Source organism: Streptomyces sp. NPDC047917 (genome assembly GCF_043204345.1).
GTDB lineage: Bacteria > Actinomycetota > Actinomycetes > Streptomycetales > Streptomycetaceae > Streptomyces > Streptomyces sanglieri.
This window is the reverse complement of record NZ_JBIDCA010000015.1, coordinates 115,496-130,962: the sequence shown is the minus strand read 5'-3', so window position 1 is coordinate 130,962 and position 15,467 is coordinate 115,496. Positions and strand designations below refer to the sequence as shown.

Genomic DNA, 15,467 nt, shown 5'->3' with positions numbered 1-15,467 from the left:
TGATTCGTCGTCACGCACCCGCCTCGGCCCGGCTCGCCGCCCCGCTCCCCGCAGCCGATTGTCAGTGGCGTGGTGCACGGTGGGAACCACATCGGGTCGACCGATCCGGAGGGGGATCCATGACCGTGTCCGAAACCACTGCCGCCGTCGACGTACAGGCCCTGCGACCGCATGCCGAGGACGCCTTCGCCGATGAGCTGAAGGCCCTCGCCGCGGCCGACGACCGCCCGCGCCCCGCGCGTTGGAAGCTCTCGCCGTGGGCCGTCGCCACCTACCTGCTCGGTGGCGCCCTGCCGGACGGCACTGTGATCACACCGAAGTACGTGGGCCCGCGCCGACTCGTCGAGGTCGCCGTGACCACCCTCGCCACCGACCGGGCCCTGCTGCTCCTCGGCGTTCCGGGTACCGCCAAGACCTGGGTGTCGGAACACCTCGCGGCCGCCGTCAGCGGCGACTCGACACTGCTCGTCCAGGGCACGGCCGGCACCCCGGAGGAGGCGGTCCGCTACGGCTGGAACTACGCGCAGCTGCTCGCGCACGGGCCCAGCCGCGACGCGCTGGTGCCCAGCCCGCTCATGCGCGCCATGTCCGACGGCACGACGGCGCGGATCGAGGAGCTCACGCGCATCCCCGCCGATGTGCAGGACTCGCTCATCACGATCCTGTCCGAGAAGACGCTCCCCATTCCCGAGCTGGGGCAGGAGGTCCAGGCGGTCCGCGGATTCAACGTCATCGCCACCGCCAACGACCGCGACCGCGGGGTCAACGAGCTGTCCAGCGCCCTGCGCCGCCGGTTCAACACCGTCGTCCTCCCGCTCCCGGCCACTCCCGACGCCGAGGTCGACATCGTGTCCCGGCGCGTCGACCAGATCGGACGCTCGCTCGACCTCCCGGCCGCACCGGACGGCATGACCGAGATCCGGCGCGTCGTCACGGTCTTCCGTGAACTGCGCGACGGAGTCACCACCGACGGCCGCACCAAGCTCAAGTCCCCCTCGGGGACGCTGTCGACGGCCGAGGCGATCTCCGTCGTCACCAACGGCCTGGCCCTGGCCGCCCACTTCGGCGACGGAGTGCTGCGCCCCGGCGACGTGGCTGCGGGGATCCTCGGCGCGGTCGTCCGCGATCCCGCCGCCGACCGGGTGGTCTGGCAGGAGTACCTGGAGACGGTGGTCCGGGAGCGGGACGGGTGGAAGGACTTCTACCGCGCCTGCCGCGAGGTATCCGCATGACCCGGACCGAACGCCCTGCGGGGCCGCTGCTGCTGGGGGTGCGGCACCATGGCCCGGGTTCGGCCCGCGCCGTCCGCGCCGCGCTGGACGCCGCCCGCCCGCGGGCCGTGCTCGTGGAAGGGCCGCCGGAGGCCGACGCACTGCTGCCGCTGGCGGCCGACGAGCGGATGCGGCCCCCGGTCGCGCTGCTCGCCCATGCCGTCGACGACCCCGGACAGGCGGCGTTCTGGCCGCTGGCCGCGTTCTCGCCCGAGTGGATCGCGATCCGCTGGGCCCTCGAACACGGTGTTCCGGTCCGGTTCATCGACCTGCCCGCAGCCAACTCCCTGGCCATGGGACAAGGGGACGCCGACGGGGGCGCGGAAAGTGACGGGGACCGGGACGGGGGAGCGGATGGTGAGGAGGGGGCGGAGGGCTCGCTCGCGCGGGCCCCGGTCGATCCCATCGGTGTGCTCGCCCGGACGGCGGGCCACGACGACCCGGAGCGCTGGTGGGAGGACGTCGTCGAACACCGCACCCGGGACGGCGAGGTCGTCGACCCACGGGCACCGTTCGCCGCCCTCGCCGAGGCCATGGCCGCCCTGCGCGAGGCGTACGGGGACGGTGGCCATCCCCGGGACGCCGTCCGCGAGGCCCACATGCGCATCCAACTGCGCAAGGCAGGAAAGGAGTTCGGCGACGACATCGCGGTCGTCTGCGGTGCCTGGCACGTGCCCGCGCTCGGTACGAGGACCACACTCACCGCCGACCGCGCCCTGCTCAAGGGACTGCCCAAGGTCAAGGCCGAGCTGACGTGGGTGCCCTGGTCGCACCGGCGGCTCGCCCGGCACAGTGGTTACGGCGCGGGCATCGACTCGCCCGGCTGGTACGGACACCTCTTCGACGCCCCGGACCGCCCCATCGAGCGGTGGATGACCAAGGTCGCCGGACTCATGCGAGACGAGGACCGGTTCGTGTCGTCCGCCCACGTCATCGAGGCCGTCCGGCTCGCCGGGACCCTGGCCGCCATGCGCGGCCGCCCGCTCGCCGGGCTGGGCGAGACGACGGACGCGATCCGTGCCGTGATGTGCGAGGGCTCCGATGTGCCACTCGCGCTCGTCCAGGACCGGCTGATCGTCGGCGATGCCCTCGGCGAGGTCCCGGACACCGCCCCTGCCGTACCCCTGCAACGCGATCTCACCCGTCAGCAGCGCACGCTCCGGCTCAAACCGGAGGCGCAGGAACGGGAGCTGGAGCTCGACCTGCGCAAGGACAACGACGCGGCCCGCAGCAGGCTGTTGCACCGGCTGCGTGTCCTCGCCGTCGGCTGGGGCGAGCCCGCCGCCGGGCGGGCGAGCACCGGCACCTTCCGGGAGAGCTGGCGGCTGCGCTGGGAGCCCGAGCTGTACGTACAGGTCGCGGAGGCCGGGACCTGGGGCACCACCGTGCTCTCCGCGGCGACCGCCAGGGCCGGGGCGCAGGCGGACTCGGCGACCGCGCTCGCCGAGGTCACGGCCCTCGCCGAGCAGTGTCTGCTGGCCGAACTGCCCGACGCGCTCCCCGTGGTGATGCGGGCCCTCGCCGACCGCGCCGCGCTCGACTCCGACGTCGGCCATCTCGCCGACGCGCTGCCCGCGCTGGCCCGCACCCTGCGCTACGGCGACGTGCGCTCCACGGACACCGCCGCGCTGGCCGGGGTCGCGGCCGGGCTCGCCGAGCGGATCTGCGTCGGACTGCCGCCCGCCTGCACCGGGCTCGACGCCGACGGCGCCGCCGAACTGCGCGGCCGGGTGGACCGGGTCCACACCGCGATCGGACTCCTCGCCGGTGCCGCACCGGCGAACACCGACACGGACACGGATACGAACACCGGCACCGGCAGGGATGCGAACACCGACACCGATGCTGACACCGATGCCGACGCGGGCAGGGATACGAACGCCGACGCCGACGCTGTCACAGGCACAGGCACGAACGCGGACGCGGGTACAGGCACGAACACGGGCACCAGCACGAACGTGAACACGGACACGAGCACGGACACGAGCACAGACACGAGCACGAGCACGAGCACGAGCACGGACACGAGCACGAGCACGAGCACAGACACGGACACGGACGGGCTGCGCGGGCGCTGGGCGGCCGTACTGCACAAGCTCGCCGCCCGGGACACGGTCGCCGGAGTCATCCGGGGGCGCGCGACCCGCCTGCTGCTCGACGAAGGACAGCTGGCGGAGGACGATGCGGCACGGCTGATGGGCCTGGCCCTCTCGCCCGGCACACCCCCGGCCGACGCCGCGGAGTGGATCGAGGGATTCGTCGGCGGAGCCGCCGGCGGCGGCATGCTGCTCGTCCACGACGAGCGGCTCCTCGGCCTGGTCGACGCCTGGCTCACCGGAGTGCCCGCCGACCAGTTCACCGATGTGCTGCCACTGCTGCGGCGCACGTTCTCCGCATTCGAGGCGGGCGTACGACGCACCCTGGGCGAGCTGGTGCGGCGAGGCCCGTCCGCCGGCGGACCGGCCGCCACCGGTACGGGCGCCGGGGCCGCGGCGCCGGCCCCCGGATTCGGCCCGGGGCTGGACGAGGCCCGGGCCGACGCGGTCGAGCCGGTGCTGCGCCTGCTGCTCGGACTGCACGACGATCCGGGCCCGGTCGGCGACGCCCGGTCCGGGCGGGCCGCAAGAGCCGCGAACGTCGAGGAACCGCTGGGGGCAACGCGATGACCACGAAAACGACCGGCACCACGCCTCCGTCCGGCCCGGCGGACGACGAGCGGCTGCGGCGGTGGCGGCTGGTACTGGGCGGGGACAGCGCCGAGAGCACCGGCCGCACCCTCACCGGCCGGGACGCCGCGATGGACGGCGCACTGACCGCGCTGTACGGCGACGGAGGCAAGCAGGGTGGCCTGGGCAGGAACAGCCGAGCGGCCGGACTCGGGGCCTCCGCCCCCTCCGTGGCCCGCTGGCTCGGCGACATCCGCAGGTACTTCCCCAGTTCCGTCGTCCAGGTCATGCAGCGCGACGCGATCGACCGGCTGGGGCTCTCCGCGCTCCTCCTCGAACCGGAGATGCTGGAGGCGGTCGAGGCCGACGTCCATCTCGTGGGCACGCTCCTCTCGCTCAACAAGGCCATGCCCGAGACGACGAAGGAGACCGCGAGAGCGGTCGTGCGCAAGGTCGTCGACGACCTGGAGAAGCGGCTCGCCGCCCGCACCCGGGCCACGCTCACCGGCGCGCTGGACCGCTCGGCGAAGATCGACCGGCCCCGTCACCACGACATCGACTGGGACCGCACCATCCGGGCCAACCTCAAGAACTACCTCCCCGAGTACGGCACCGTCGTCCCCGAGCGGCTCATCGGCTACGGGCGGGCCGCCCGGTCCGTGAAGAAGGACGTCATCCTCTGCATCGACCAGTCGGGTTCGATGGCCGCCTCCGTCGTCCACGCCGCCGTCTTCGGCGCGGTGCTCGCGTCCATGCGCACCCTGCGGACGAGGCTCGTCGTCTTCGACACGGCGGTGGTCGACCTCACCGACCAGCTCGACGACCCCGTGGACGTGCTCTTCGGCACCCAGCTCGGCGGCGGCACCGACATCAACCGCGCGCTCTCCTACTGCCAGTCGAGGATCACCCGCCCCGCCGACACCGTGGTCGTGCTCATCAGCGACCTCTACGAGGGCGGCATACGCAACGAGATGCTGAAGCGGGTCGCCGCGATGAAGGCCTCCGGCGTGCAGTTCGTGGCGCTGCTCGCACTGTCCGACGAGGGGGCGCCCGCCTACGACCGCGACCACGCGGCGGCGCTTTCGGCCCTGGGCGCACCGGCCTTCGCGTGCACCCCGGACCTCTTCCCGGAGGTGATGGCGGCGGCCGTCGAGAAGCGGCCGCTGCCCGTACCGGACGTGGAGACCCATCGGTGATCCGGGGGTGCGCGGTGCGGCGCGGGCCTGCTGCCACAGCACCACGCAGCCCCGTTCGGGGCGTCACGACCCGCCACCGGCGTGATCTGTGACCGTAATCACCGCTCAGGTGACATCTGTGATTTAGGGTCCTGCGGAGCTCGGGGATAACCTGCGAGATGGACATGCCGCGTACCCCGGGTCACCGTGTGCGCCTTCCTGGTGACAGAGCAGTCACGTTGCCCCTCGCGGCACGCCCACGCAGAAAACGAACCGCGAGACCATTGATTAAGGGACGGACGCGCGTGGACCTGTTCGAGTACCAGGCGAGGGACCTCTTCGCCAAGCACGGTGTACCGGTGCTGGCCGGTGAAGTCATCGACACGCCTGAGGCAGCCCGCGAGGCGACCGAGCGGCTGGGCGGCAAGTCTGTCGTCAAGGCGCAGGTGAAGGTCGGTGGCCGCGGCAAGGCCGGCGGCGTCAAGCTGGCCGCCACCCCCGACGAGGCGGTCGCCCGCGCGACCGACATCCTCGGCATGGACATCAAGGGCCACACGGTCCACAAGGTGATGATCGCCGAGCTCTCCCCGGAGATCGAGGCGGAGTACTACGTCTCGTACCTCCTCGACCGCACCAACCGCACCTTCCTGGCCATGGCCTCGGTACAGGGCGGCATGGACATCGAGGAGGTCGCGGAGAAGACCCCCGAGGCCCTCGCGAAGGTCCCGGTCAACGCCGTCGACGGGGTCGACATCGCCAAGGCCCGCGAGATCGTGGCCCAGGCGAAGTTCCCGGCCGACGTGGCCGAGGGTGTGGCCGAGGCCCTGGTGACCCTGTGGGACACCTTCGTCGCCGAGGACGCCCTCCTCGTCGAGGTCAACCCGCTGGTGAAGACCAAGGACGGCCGCATCCTGGCGCTGGACGGAAAGGTGTCTCTCGACGAGAACGCCGACTTCCGTCAGCCCGAGCACGAGGCCCTTGAGGACAAGGCCGCGGCCAACCCGCTGGAGGCTGCCGCCAAGGCCAAGAACCTCAACTACGTCAAGCTCGACGGCGAGGTCGGCATCATCGGAAACGGTGCCGGTCTGGTCATGTCGACGCTGGACGTCGTCGCGTACGCCGGTGAGAACCACGGCAACGTGAAGCCCGCCAACTTCCTCGACATCGGTGGCGGCGCCTCCGCCGAGGTCATGGCGAACGGCCTGGAGATCATCCTCGGCGACCCGGACGTCAAGTCCGTCTTCGTCAACGTCTTCGGTGGCATCACCGCGTGCGACGAGGTCGCCAACGGCATCGTCCAGGCCCTCGCGCTGCTCAAGTCCAAGGGCGAGGAAGTCAACAAGCCGCTGGTCGTGCGCCTCGACGGCAACAACGCGGAGCTGGGTCGCAAGATCCTTTCCGACGCCAACCACCCGCTGGTTCAGCGTGTGGACACCATGGACGGCGCGGCCGACAAGGCTGCCGAGCTCGCCGCGGCTGCGAAGTAAGGGACGAGGGACTCCAACAGCATGGCTATCTTCCTCACCAAGGACAGCAAGGTCATCGTCCAGGGGATGACCGGTGCCACCGGCATGAAGCACACCAAGCTCATGCTCGCCGACGGCACCAACATCGTCGGCGGCGTGAACCCGCGCAAGGCCGGCACCTCCGTCGACTTCGACGGCACCGAGGTACCGGTCTTCGGCTCCGTCGCCGAGGCGATGGAGAAGACCGGCGCGAACGTGTCCGTCCTCTTCGTGCCGCCGGCCTTCTCGAAGGCCGCCGTCGTCGAGGCGATCGACGCCGAGATCCCCCTCGCGGTCGTCATCACCGAGGGCATCGCCGTCCACGACTCGGCCGCCTTCTGGGCGTACGCCGGTTCGAAGGGCAACAAGACCCGGATCATCGGCCCGAACTGCCCCGGCCTGATCACCCCCGGTCAGTCCAACGCCGGCATCATCCCGGGCGACATCACCAAGCCCGGCCGCATCGGTCTCGTGTCCAAGTCCGGCACGCTGACCTACCAGATGATGTACGAGCTCCGTGACATCGGCTTCTCGTCCGCCGTCGGCATCGGTGGCGACCCGGTCATCGGTACGACGCACATCGACGCCCTCGCGGCGTTCGAGGCCGACCCCGAGACCGACCTGATCGTGATGATCGGCGAGATCGGCGGCGACGCCGAGGAGCGTGCGGCCGACTTCATCAAGGCCAACGTCACCAAGCCGGTCGTCGGTTACGTCGCGGGCTTCACCGCCCCCGAGGGCAAGACCATGGGCCACGCCGGCGCCATCGTCTCCGGCTCCTCCGGCACCGCCCAGGCGAAGAAGGAGGCCCTTGAGGCCGCCGGCGTCAAGGTCGGCAAGACGCCGACCGAGACCGCCAAGCTCGCCCGCGAGATCCTCGGCGCCTGATCGCTCCACCACGCCGGCGCACTGTCGCCGTGCGCAGTGTCGCGGCACCGCACAGACGGCGCGGGTCCGTACCCGATCAAGGGGTACGGACCCGCGCCGTTCCGGTTTCTCCGCCGCCGCTCCGGAGCGGCTCAGCCGACGCCGGGGACCAGCCGCGCCGGGCCCCGTACGAGCTCGCCGTCGAGCTCCTTCTGCAACTTGAGGTCCTGCGGCGTCAGCTTCTGCGGACCGCCCCGCGGCGGCACCCCGTCGACCTGCTGGGCGGGTGACTCCGGGGTCTCGTACCGGGTCGGGGCGGTGCCCAGCGTGAACAGCGTCAGCCCGATGATCAGCACCGTGAACGAGACGGCCGCCCGGGTCCACAGCTGGGCCCTGCGCTCGCTGTCCGCGCGGATCGAGTCGGGCGGGGGCAGCGAGTCGGACGGCTGGGCCAGAGCCAGCGCCCCGAGCCGTTCGTGCAGCAACGCCGACTGCTCGGCGGGCGACGAGACCTCCGCCAGTTCGGGCAGCCGCTCGGTGACCGCGGCACGCGCGTTCGTCAGCCTGCCCGCCGCCGCCGGGGTGCTCGCCTCGGTCTCCGCCGCGGTCTCCGGCAGATCCAGGCCCACGCCGTCGTAGAGCAGCAGGGTGCGGCGGTACGAGGGCGGCAGCTCCAGCAGCGCGTCGAGCAGCGCCCGCGGTCCCGGATCGGCGGGTGGCGGGTCGAGCGGGCGGTGGGTGCGGCGCAGCCGGTGCCACGGCGACATGGCGTACTCGTACGCGGCGGCCCGCACCCACCCCACCGGATCCCGGTCGACCGCGACCTCGGGCCAGCGCTCCCAGGCCAGCGCGAAGGCCCGTGCGACGGACTCCCGGGAGAGGCCCCGGCGCCCGGTCAGCAGGAACGTCTGGCGGAACAGGGCGGCGGCGGAGTGCTTGTACAAGGCATCGAATGCCTCGTCGGGGGAGAGCCCGCCGGGGGCCGTTCCAGCGGTTCCGGTGGTTCCGGCCGTTCCGGTGGTTCCGGTGGTTCCGGTGATTCCGGCGGTTTCGGCCGCGGTGGCCGCGGTTGCCGCGACGGTCCGTTCGGGCGTCGCGGAGGTGCTGGGCGGATCGGGGGTGGTGCCGGGCTCGCTCGGGGCCATGGCGGTGCTCCCGGTGGCTTCGACGGGGGTCGGCGGACGCGCCGGCGGCTTCGTGGACGTCACGGGCCTGGAGAGCCTCGCGACCGTCTTCGGCGCCGCCGGTCGGGCCGCACGTTTGACGGCGGCCTTCGGCCTGGTGTTCGGGGCGCCCGGTTTGGTCCGGGCGCTCGGTGAAGTGGCCTGCGGGCTGGGCCGGCCACCGCTGATCAGCCTGGCGTACGCCTCGCGTTTCCGCCCGCGGGGCGTGGTGCGACCGGTCTCCCAGGACCGCACCGTGGCGCGCGTGACGCCCATCGCCGCCGCGACCTGCTCTTCACTCAGTGACTTCGCCTCACGCAGTCTGCGTCGCTCCTTGGGGGAGGGGAGCGGGTGCGCAGAGGCTGTATCGGTCGAACTCTGCGTCATGAAGGACCCCCGACGGGGCTGCACCGGGTGAAAAAGTACATAAACGTATATTGAGCGACACAGCGACCATTCGCCTGTTACGCGGAATAGGAGCGTGTCGTTGGGAGCATGGCCGGGTGACCCAAGTGACCGGAAGCAGCCCGTTGTTGTCGGCCGAGCAGAGCCGGCCCGCCGTGCCGGCGTTCGCCCTTCTGCGTGGAGCGGTTGCGGCCGGGCTGGGAGTGGGCTCGATCGCCGTCCTCGTCCTGGCGCTGTGGATCAGCTCCCCCGCCTCCGACAGCAGCCCCGGCGACGCGCTCCACGCGGCGGCCGGGCTCTGGCTGCTCGCCCACGGCGCGGAGCTGATCAGGGCCGACACGCTCAGCGGGGCCCCCGCCCCGGTGGGCCTCGTTCCGCTGCTGCTCGCCGTGGTGCCGGTGTGGCTGGTGCACCGTGCGGCGCGGGGCGCCCTGGTGCCCGAGGAGGGGCGCCCGGCCCCCTCGGCGGCGGGGGCGTTCGCCATGGTCGTCACCGGATATCTGCTGGTCGGGGCGGTCGTCGCGTACTACGGGCGGGGCGGTCCGCTGTCCGCGAACCCCCTGTCGCTGCTCTTCCCGGCCGCCCTCGTGGTGGTGGGCGCGGCAGCCGCCGGGGTCTGGACGGCGGCCGGGCGACCGGTCGGGCCGCCGCCGTCCTGGGCGCCGGTGGGCCTGCACGAGGCGCTGGCGCGCGGCCGGTTCAGGGAGCACGCGGGGACGGTGTGCCGGACGGCGGCGGCCGGGGTGGCGGTGCTGCTCGGCGGCGGAGCGCTGCTCGTCGCGGTGGCGCTGATGTGGCACGCGCACCCCGCCCAGGAGTCGTTCGTCCGGCTCGCGGGCGACTGGGCCGGCCGGGTATCGGTCTTCCTGCTCGCGCTGGCGCTGGTGCCGAACGCGGCGGTGTGGGGCGCGGCGTACGGGCTCGGGCCGGGCTTCGCCCTCGGTACGGCGTCCACCGTCACCCCGCTCGCCTTCTCGGGGCGCCCGGCGCTGCCCGGCTTCCCGCTGCTCGCCGCGATGCCCGCCGAGGGCCCGGGGACGGTCCTGAACTGGTCGGCCACCGCGGTGCCGGTCGCGGCCGGGGCGACGGTCGCCTGGTTCACCGTGCGGCGGGCCGCGCCGCCGGGCGTCGCGCGGGAGGACGCCTGGAGCCTGCGGGAGACCGCGCTGGCGGCGGCGCTGGCGGCGGTGGGGTGCGGGGCCGGTACGGCGGTGCTGGCGGCGGCCGCCGGGGGACCGCTCGGCACCCGGGCGCTGGCGGAGTTCGGGCCGGTGTGGTGGCTCACGGGTGTGGCGGCCCTGGCGTGGACGGCGCTGCTCGGCGTCCCCGGCGCGCTGCTGCTGAGGGCCTGGCGGCTGCGGGAGCCCGGCGTCCCCACGGACGGGGAGACCGCGGGGGAGGCGGCCGGGAACCCGCGGCCGGAGCCGGTCCCGGCATCGATGGCCGTCTCCGCCTCCGCACCCGTCTCTGCTCCCGCCTCCGCTCCCGCCTCCGCACCTGTCTCCGCACCCGCCTCCGCTGCCGCCCGGGGCCGGGCCGCCGCCCGTGAGGAGCCGGTGCGCGAGTCGCACGGCGGTGACCGGCGGTGGTGGCAGTGGTCCGGGCGCCCGGACGGCGGCGACGAGGCAGGGGCGGTACCGGGGAGCGAGTCCGACGCCGTGTCCGAAGGCGCTCCCGCCGCCCGTCCCGCTTCCGCCGCAGCGGCATCGAAGCCCGTGGCGCCGCCCGCCGCCCGGCCGTCCGTTCCGGACCGGGACGAGGACTACGAGCCGTACGACTTCCTGCCGGCCGACCCCTGGCACGAGCGGACGGCCCGGCCCGAGGGGGCCGGGCCGTCCGGAAACAGCTGAACGCCCGAGGCGCGCGGCCGCTCTAGTTCTTGACCCCGAAGAAGGGCTCCAGCGGCTTCGGCAGCAGGTCGTTGCAGGACAGCTGCCCGGTCTTGGTCAGGGCGTCGTTCACGCAGGTGTAGTAGTCGCGGTAGACCAGCTGCACCGTGTACGTCGTCGCGACGATCGAGAGCGCGAGCAGGGCCGTCACCAGGCCGCTCACCGCGGCCGTGGTCTGCTGACGGCCACCGGTCGGAGCGGCGGGCGCGCCCGTTGCGGAGCCGGCCGCCGGAGCCCGCCCGGGAGCGGCGGCGCCGGTCGTCCGGGCAGCGGCAGCCGCCTGGTCGGAGCCGCCGTCCGCCGCGGCGGACGCGCTCTTCGGCTTCGACCGCAGCGCGCTGATCGCCCAGTACGCGGAGAGCGCGCCGAGCAGCAGGGCGATCTCGGGGAAGTCGAAGAGGGCGAAGAAGAAGGCCCACATGCCGCCGAGCAGCGCGTAGCGCGCACGGCGCTGGGCGGGGTCGGTCGGGTCCCAGCGCAGCCCGCCGGGGCTGCCCTCGGGCCCGCCCTGGCCGTTCGAACCGCCCTGGCTCCCGGGGCGGCCGCCGAAGCCGCCGCTCTGGCGCCCGGGCTGCCGGCTGCTCCACTGGCCGCCCCAGGCGGGCCGGTCGTCGGAGGAGCCGCCCTCGGAGGAGCCGTTCCCGTCGCCGTTCCCGTTGCCGTTTCCGGTGTTCGAGGGGCGGCGGGGCTGCCAGGGCTGGTCCGGCCGGTTCTCGGGGGGAGCGGCGAAGGGGTTCTCGTCCGTCCGGCCGGACGACCCGGACGTGCCGGAGTCTCCGGAGGAGGAAGAAGAACCCCCGGAAGAGGAAGAGGGAGAACCTCCGGGTGAGGACGAACCTCCGGAGGAAGAAGAGGAGGAAGAGGAGCCCGTGGGGGACTGGCGTTCCCGCATCAGCAGTGAGGTCCGCTCGGGCAGCGGCTGGCGGAAGGCGGTGCGGTGGCGTCGGTCCGGCATGTGGTGAACGTCTTCCCCATCTCGTCATTTCCGCCCTGCGGACGGTTCGCTGTCCCCTGACGCTACCTCCCGGCCAGGAGCGGCCGAAAGCTGGGAGCGGGGCCGGGGCCGCCGATATCCGCCCCCCGGGCCCGCTGTCGCTCCCCGGCGCCGGACCGGCCGCCGTCCACCCCCGTCCCGTGGGGGCCCTCCGAGGTGCCGGTATCGTTGCTGACGGTCGGCTGGTTCGTAGAGTTCCCCGTATCGAGGGGCTCAGTTCTTTCGTACGACCATACAAATCAGCGTCGCTCTGCTCCACCACGCGAGAACCACCCCGCGAGAAAGGGCCCAGCCGTGGCCTCCCCGCCCCCTTCCGCCGCCCCCGCACGCCTGGTCGTACTGGTCTCCGGTTCGGGCACGAACCTTCAAGCCCTGCTCGACGCCATCGGTGACGATCCCGAGGGCTTCGGCGCGCGGATCGTCGCGGTCGGCGCCGACCGCCCCGGCATCGTCGGTCTGGAACGGGCGGAGCGTGCTGGGCTGCCGACCTTCGTGTGCCGGGTCAAGGACCACGCCACCCGCGAGGAGTGGGACGCGGCACTCGCCGCCGCGACGGCCGGGCACCACCCCGACCTCGTGGTGTCCGCCGGATTCATGAAGATCGTGGGCAAGGAGTTCCTCGCCCGGTTCGGCGGCCGGTTCATCAACACCCACCCCGCCCTGCTTCCCAGCTTTCCCGGTGCCCACGGAGTGCGCGACGCGCTCGCGTACGGCGTGAAGGTCACCGGGTGCACCGTCCACTTCGTCGACGACGGCGTCGACACCGGTCCGATCATCGCGCAGGGCGTGGTCGAGGTGACCGAAGAGGACACGGCGGAGGGCGAAGCGGCCCTCCACGAACGCATCAAGGAAGTCGAGCGCAAGCTGCTCGTCGAGGCCGTGGGGCGGCTCGCCCGTGACGGCTATCGCATTGAGGGACGAAAGGTTCATCTCGGTCATGTCGGTGAATAAGCCCATCCGCCGCGCCCTGGTCAGTGTCTACGACAAGACGGGGCTCGAAGACCTCGCGCGCGGTCTGCACGAGGCCGGTGTGGAGCTGGTCTCCACCGGCTCCACCGCCGGGAGGATCGCCGCCGCCGGGGTGCCGGTCACCAAGGTCGAGGAGCTCACCGGCTTCCCCGAGTGCCTCGACGGCCGCGTCAAGACGCTGCACCCCCGCGTCCACGCCGGCATCCTCGCCGACCTCCGTCTGGACGCCCACCGCGAGCAGCTCGCCGAGCTCGGCGTGGAGCCGTTCGACCTGGTGGTCGTGAACCTCTACCCGTTCAAGGAGACCGTCGCCTCCGGCGCCTCGGCCGACGAGTGCGTGGAGCAGATCGACATCGGCGGCCCGTCCATGGTCCGCGCCGCCGCCAAGAACCACCCGTCCGTGGCCGTGGTCACCAGCCCCGAGCGGTACGCCGACGTCCTCGCCGCGGTCAAGGCAGGCGGCTTCGACCTGACCGCCCGCAAGCGGCTGGCCGCCGAGGCGTTCCAGCACACCGCCGCGTACGACGTGGCCGTCGCCTCCTGGTTCGCCGACGACTACGCCGCCGCCGACGACTCGGGCTTCCCCGACTTCTTCGGCGCGACGTACGAGCGCGAGAACGTGCTCCGGTACGGCGAGAACCCGCACCAGCCCGCCGCGCTCTACACCTCCGGCACCGGTGGCCTGGCCGAGGCGGAGCAGCTGCACGGCAAGGAGATGTCGTACAACAACTACACGGACACCGACGCCGCGCGCCGGGCCGCGTACGACCATGCCGAGCCGTGCGTCGCGATCATCAAGCACGCCAACCCGTGCGGCATCGCGATCGCCGACGACGTCGCCGAGGCGCACCGCAACGCGCACGCCTGCGACCCGCTCTCGGCCTTCGGCGGCGTCATCGCCGTCAACCGCCCGGTGACCGTCGAGATGGCCGAGCAGGTCGCGGAGATCTTCACCGAGGTCATCGTCGCCCCGGCGTACGAGGACGGCGCGGTCGAGGTCCTGGCCCGCAAGAAGAACATCCGGGTGCTGCGCTGCCCCGACGCCCCGTCCGCCGAGGTCGAGGTCAAGCCGATCGACGGCGGCGCGCTGCTCCAGGTCACCGACCGCCTCCAGGCCGACGGCGACGACCCGGCCAACTGGACCCTCGCCACCGGCGAGGCCCTGTCCGAGGACGAGCTGAAGGAGCTCGCCTTCGCGTGGAAGGCCTGCCGCGCGGTCAAGTCCAACGCGATCCTGCTCGCCAAGGGCGGCGCCTCGGTCGGCGTCGGCATGGGCCAGGTCAACCGCGTCGACTCCGCGAAGCTGGCCGTCGAGCGGGCGGGCGAGGAGCGGGCACGCGGCGCGTACGCCGCCTCCGACGCGTTCTTCCCGTTCCCGGACGGGCTGGAGATCCTGACCGCCGCGGGCATCAGGGCCGTGGCCCAGCCCGGCGGTTCGGTCCGTGACGAGCTGGTCGTCGAGGCCGCGAAGAAGGCGGGCGTGACGATGTACCTCACGGGTACGCGCCACTTCTTCCACTGATACGAGTCGCACCCGGGCCGCCCGGGTAGGACGGAAGGCCGCCAACTCCCTGGAATGAGCAGGGGATTGGCGGCCTTCGCGATGCGGTGAGGGTGGTTACACCGTCAGCGTGCTCACTTCGTCTTGATGACGATGGTGCTGCCCGCGCGGTCGTGCCAGCCCTGGAGCTTGCCCGAGTTGTCGAAGAAGGGGGAGAGGTAGACCAGCAGCGTGCCGAGACCGCAGAAGAGCGAGCCGACCATCGGGATGATCCAGCGGATGAAGCCCGCACCCAGACCGGGGGCCTGACCGGTGCTCTCCTTGACGACCTTGACGTTGAGGACCATCTTGCCGAGCGTGGCGCCCCAGATGGAGACCATCAGCCACTCGTAGAGCAGCGCGATCAGCGCGAACACGGCGATGAAGCCGAAGAAGCCCGCGAGGATGCCGACGCTGGCGTTGGCCGCGTCGTTCATGCACTGGTTGTAGGCCTCGGTGCCGTACGTGCTGCCGCTGCAGTCGTCGATGGACTTCGAGGCGCCCACCAGGCTCGCGACGCCGATCGCCGAGAAGATCGCGTAGAGGATGCCGTACGCGACGCCGTCCAGCGCACGCGCGCCCAGGCGACGCCCCATCGTGGCGAGTTCGACGGTGCCGAGACCCGCCACGTTTATGTAGCCGTTGTTGGCCTGGAGGGTGCCGCCCGGCTGCTGGGGCGGGTAGCCGTAACCCGGCTGACCCGGCGCCGGCTGACCCTGCTGCGGGTAGCCGTAGCCCGGCTGGCCCTGCGGGGGCTGGCCCTGCTGCGGGTAGCCGTAACCGGGCTGGCCCTGCGGCGGCTGGCCCGGCTGCTGGCCGTACGGGTTGTTCGGATTGGGGTTCGGGTCGCCGAAACTCATCTGGGCGTTCCTCCAACGTGCGTGCGGGGACGATGCGGCCGCACGGAGGAAAGAAGAGTCAGTGGTCCGCCCCCCGGTACTTCTGCGGCACTGCGGCCATAATCGTTATAAGCGGAATGTAAGTTTGTCCAGCCGTGACGTTGGTTGTTGCGCAAGTGCAACA

General features: G+C 72.5%; 11 protein-coding genes. 8 read left to right on the top strand and 3 right to left on the bottom strand.

What is annotated here, in order from left to right:
• Positions 1-119 precede the first annotated feature (119 nt).
• The 5 genes from ACGF8B_RS33155 to sucD all read left to right on the top strand — a co-directional run bounded on the left by ACGF8B_RS33155 (position 120) and on the right by sucD (position 7,505).
• Positions 120-1,232, top strand: coding sequence for an AAA family ATPase (locus ACGF8B_RS33155; RefSeq protein WP_392745804.1), 1,113 nt, complete (start codon positions 120-122; stop codon positions 1,230-1,232).
• Positions 1,229-3,937 (top strand): DUF5682 family protein, encoded by a 2,709-nt coding sequence (locus tag ACGF8B_RS33150; protein ID WP_392745803.1) that lies wholly within the window; start codon positions 1,229-1,231, stop codon positions 3,935-3,937. Before ACGF8B_RS33155 ends, ACGF8B_RS33150 begins: the two co-directional genes overlap by 4 nt.
• Positions 3,934-5,133, top strand: coding sequence for a VWA domain-containing protein (locus ACGF8B_RS33145; protein WP_392745801.1), 1,200 nt, complete (start codon positions 3,934-3,936; stop codon positions 5,131-5,133). The genes ACGF8B_RS33150 and ACGF8B_RS33145 overlap by 4 nt, the downstream gene beginning before the upstream one ends.
• A 284-nt stretch (positions 5,134-5,417) precedes the next feature.
• Complete coding sequence (sucC, locus tag ACGF8B_RS33140; protein ID WP_392745800.1) at positions 5,418-6,599, top strand: ADP-forming succinate--CoA ligase subunit beta; 1,182 nt, start codon at positions 5,418-5,420, stop codon at positions 6,597-6,599.
• A gap of 21 nt (positions 6,600-6,620) precedes the next feature.
• Entirely contained in the window at positions 6,621-7,505 is an 885-nt protein-coding gene (sucD, locus tag ACGF8B_RS33135; RefSeq protein ID WP_342281981.1) for a succinate--CoA ligase subunit alpha, read from the top strand.
• Between the two features lie 131 nt (positions 7,506-7,636).
• Here the strand turns inward: sucD and ACGF8B_RS33130 are convergent, their stop codons facing one another.
• Positions 7,637-8,629, bottom strand: coding sequence for a DNA-directed RNA polymerase sigma-70 factor (locus tag ACGF8B_RS33130; RefSeq protein ID WP_392745948.1), 993 nt, complete (start codon positions 8,627-8,629; stop codon positions 7,637-7,639).
• A 530-nt stretch (positions 8,630-9,159) separates the two neighbouring features.
• On the opposite strand from ACGF8B_RS33130, the gene ACGF8B_RS33125 reads away from it, so the two are divergent.
• Positions 9,160-10,902, top strand: coding sequence for a DUF6350 family protein (locus ACGF8B_RS33125; protein WP_392745941.1), 1,743 nt, complete (start codon positions 9,160-9,162; stop codon positions 10,900-10,902).
• 22 nt (positions 10,903-10,924) lie between these two features.
• Here ACGF8B_RS33125 and ACGF8B_RS33120 read toward each other — a convergent pair whose 3' ends face one another.
• On the bottom strand, positions 10,925-11,896 hold the full coding sequence (locus ACGF8B_RS33120; protein WP_392745798.1) for a hypothetical protein: 972 nt from the start codon (positions 11,894-11,896) through the stop codon (positions 10,925-10,927).
• Positions 11,897-12,229: 333 nt separating this feature from the next.
• Here ACGF8B_RS33120 and purN point away from each other — a divergent pair, with 333 nt between their 5' ends.
• Both purN and purH read left to right on the top strand, forming a co-directional pair.
• Positions 12,230-12,886 carry a phosphoribosylglycinamide formyltransferase gene (purN, locus tag ACGF8B_RS33115; protein WP_392745796.1) on the top strand — a complete coding sequence of 219 codons (657 nt, stop codon included), beginning with the start codon at positions 12,230-12,232 and terminating at the stop codon, positions 12,884-12,886.
• Positions 12,873-14,426, top strand: a complete 1,554-nt coding sequence (gene purH, locus ACGF8B_RS33110) for a bifunctional phosphoribosylaminoimidazolecarboxamide formyltransferase/IMP cyclohydrolase (protein ID WP_342281985.1) — start codon at positions 12,873-12,875, stop codon at positions 14,424-14,426. Before purN ends, purH begins: the two co-directional genes overlap by 14 nt.
• A 113-nt stretch (positions 14,427-14,539) precedes the next feature.
• Here the strand turns inward: purH and ACGF8B_RS33105 are convergent, their stop codons facing one another.
• Positions 14,540-15,304, bottom strand: a complete 765-nt coding sequence (locus tag ACGF8B_RS33105) for an RDD family protein (protein WP_392745794.1) — start codon at positions 15,302-15,304, stop codon at positions 14,540-14,542.
• Positions 15,305-15,467: the final 163 nt, after the last annotated feature.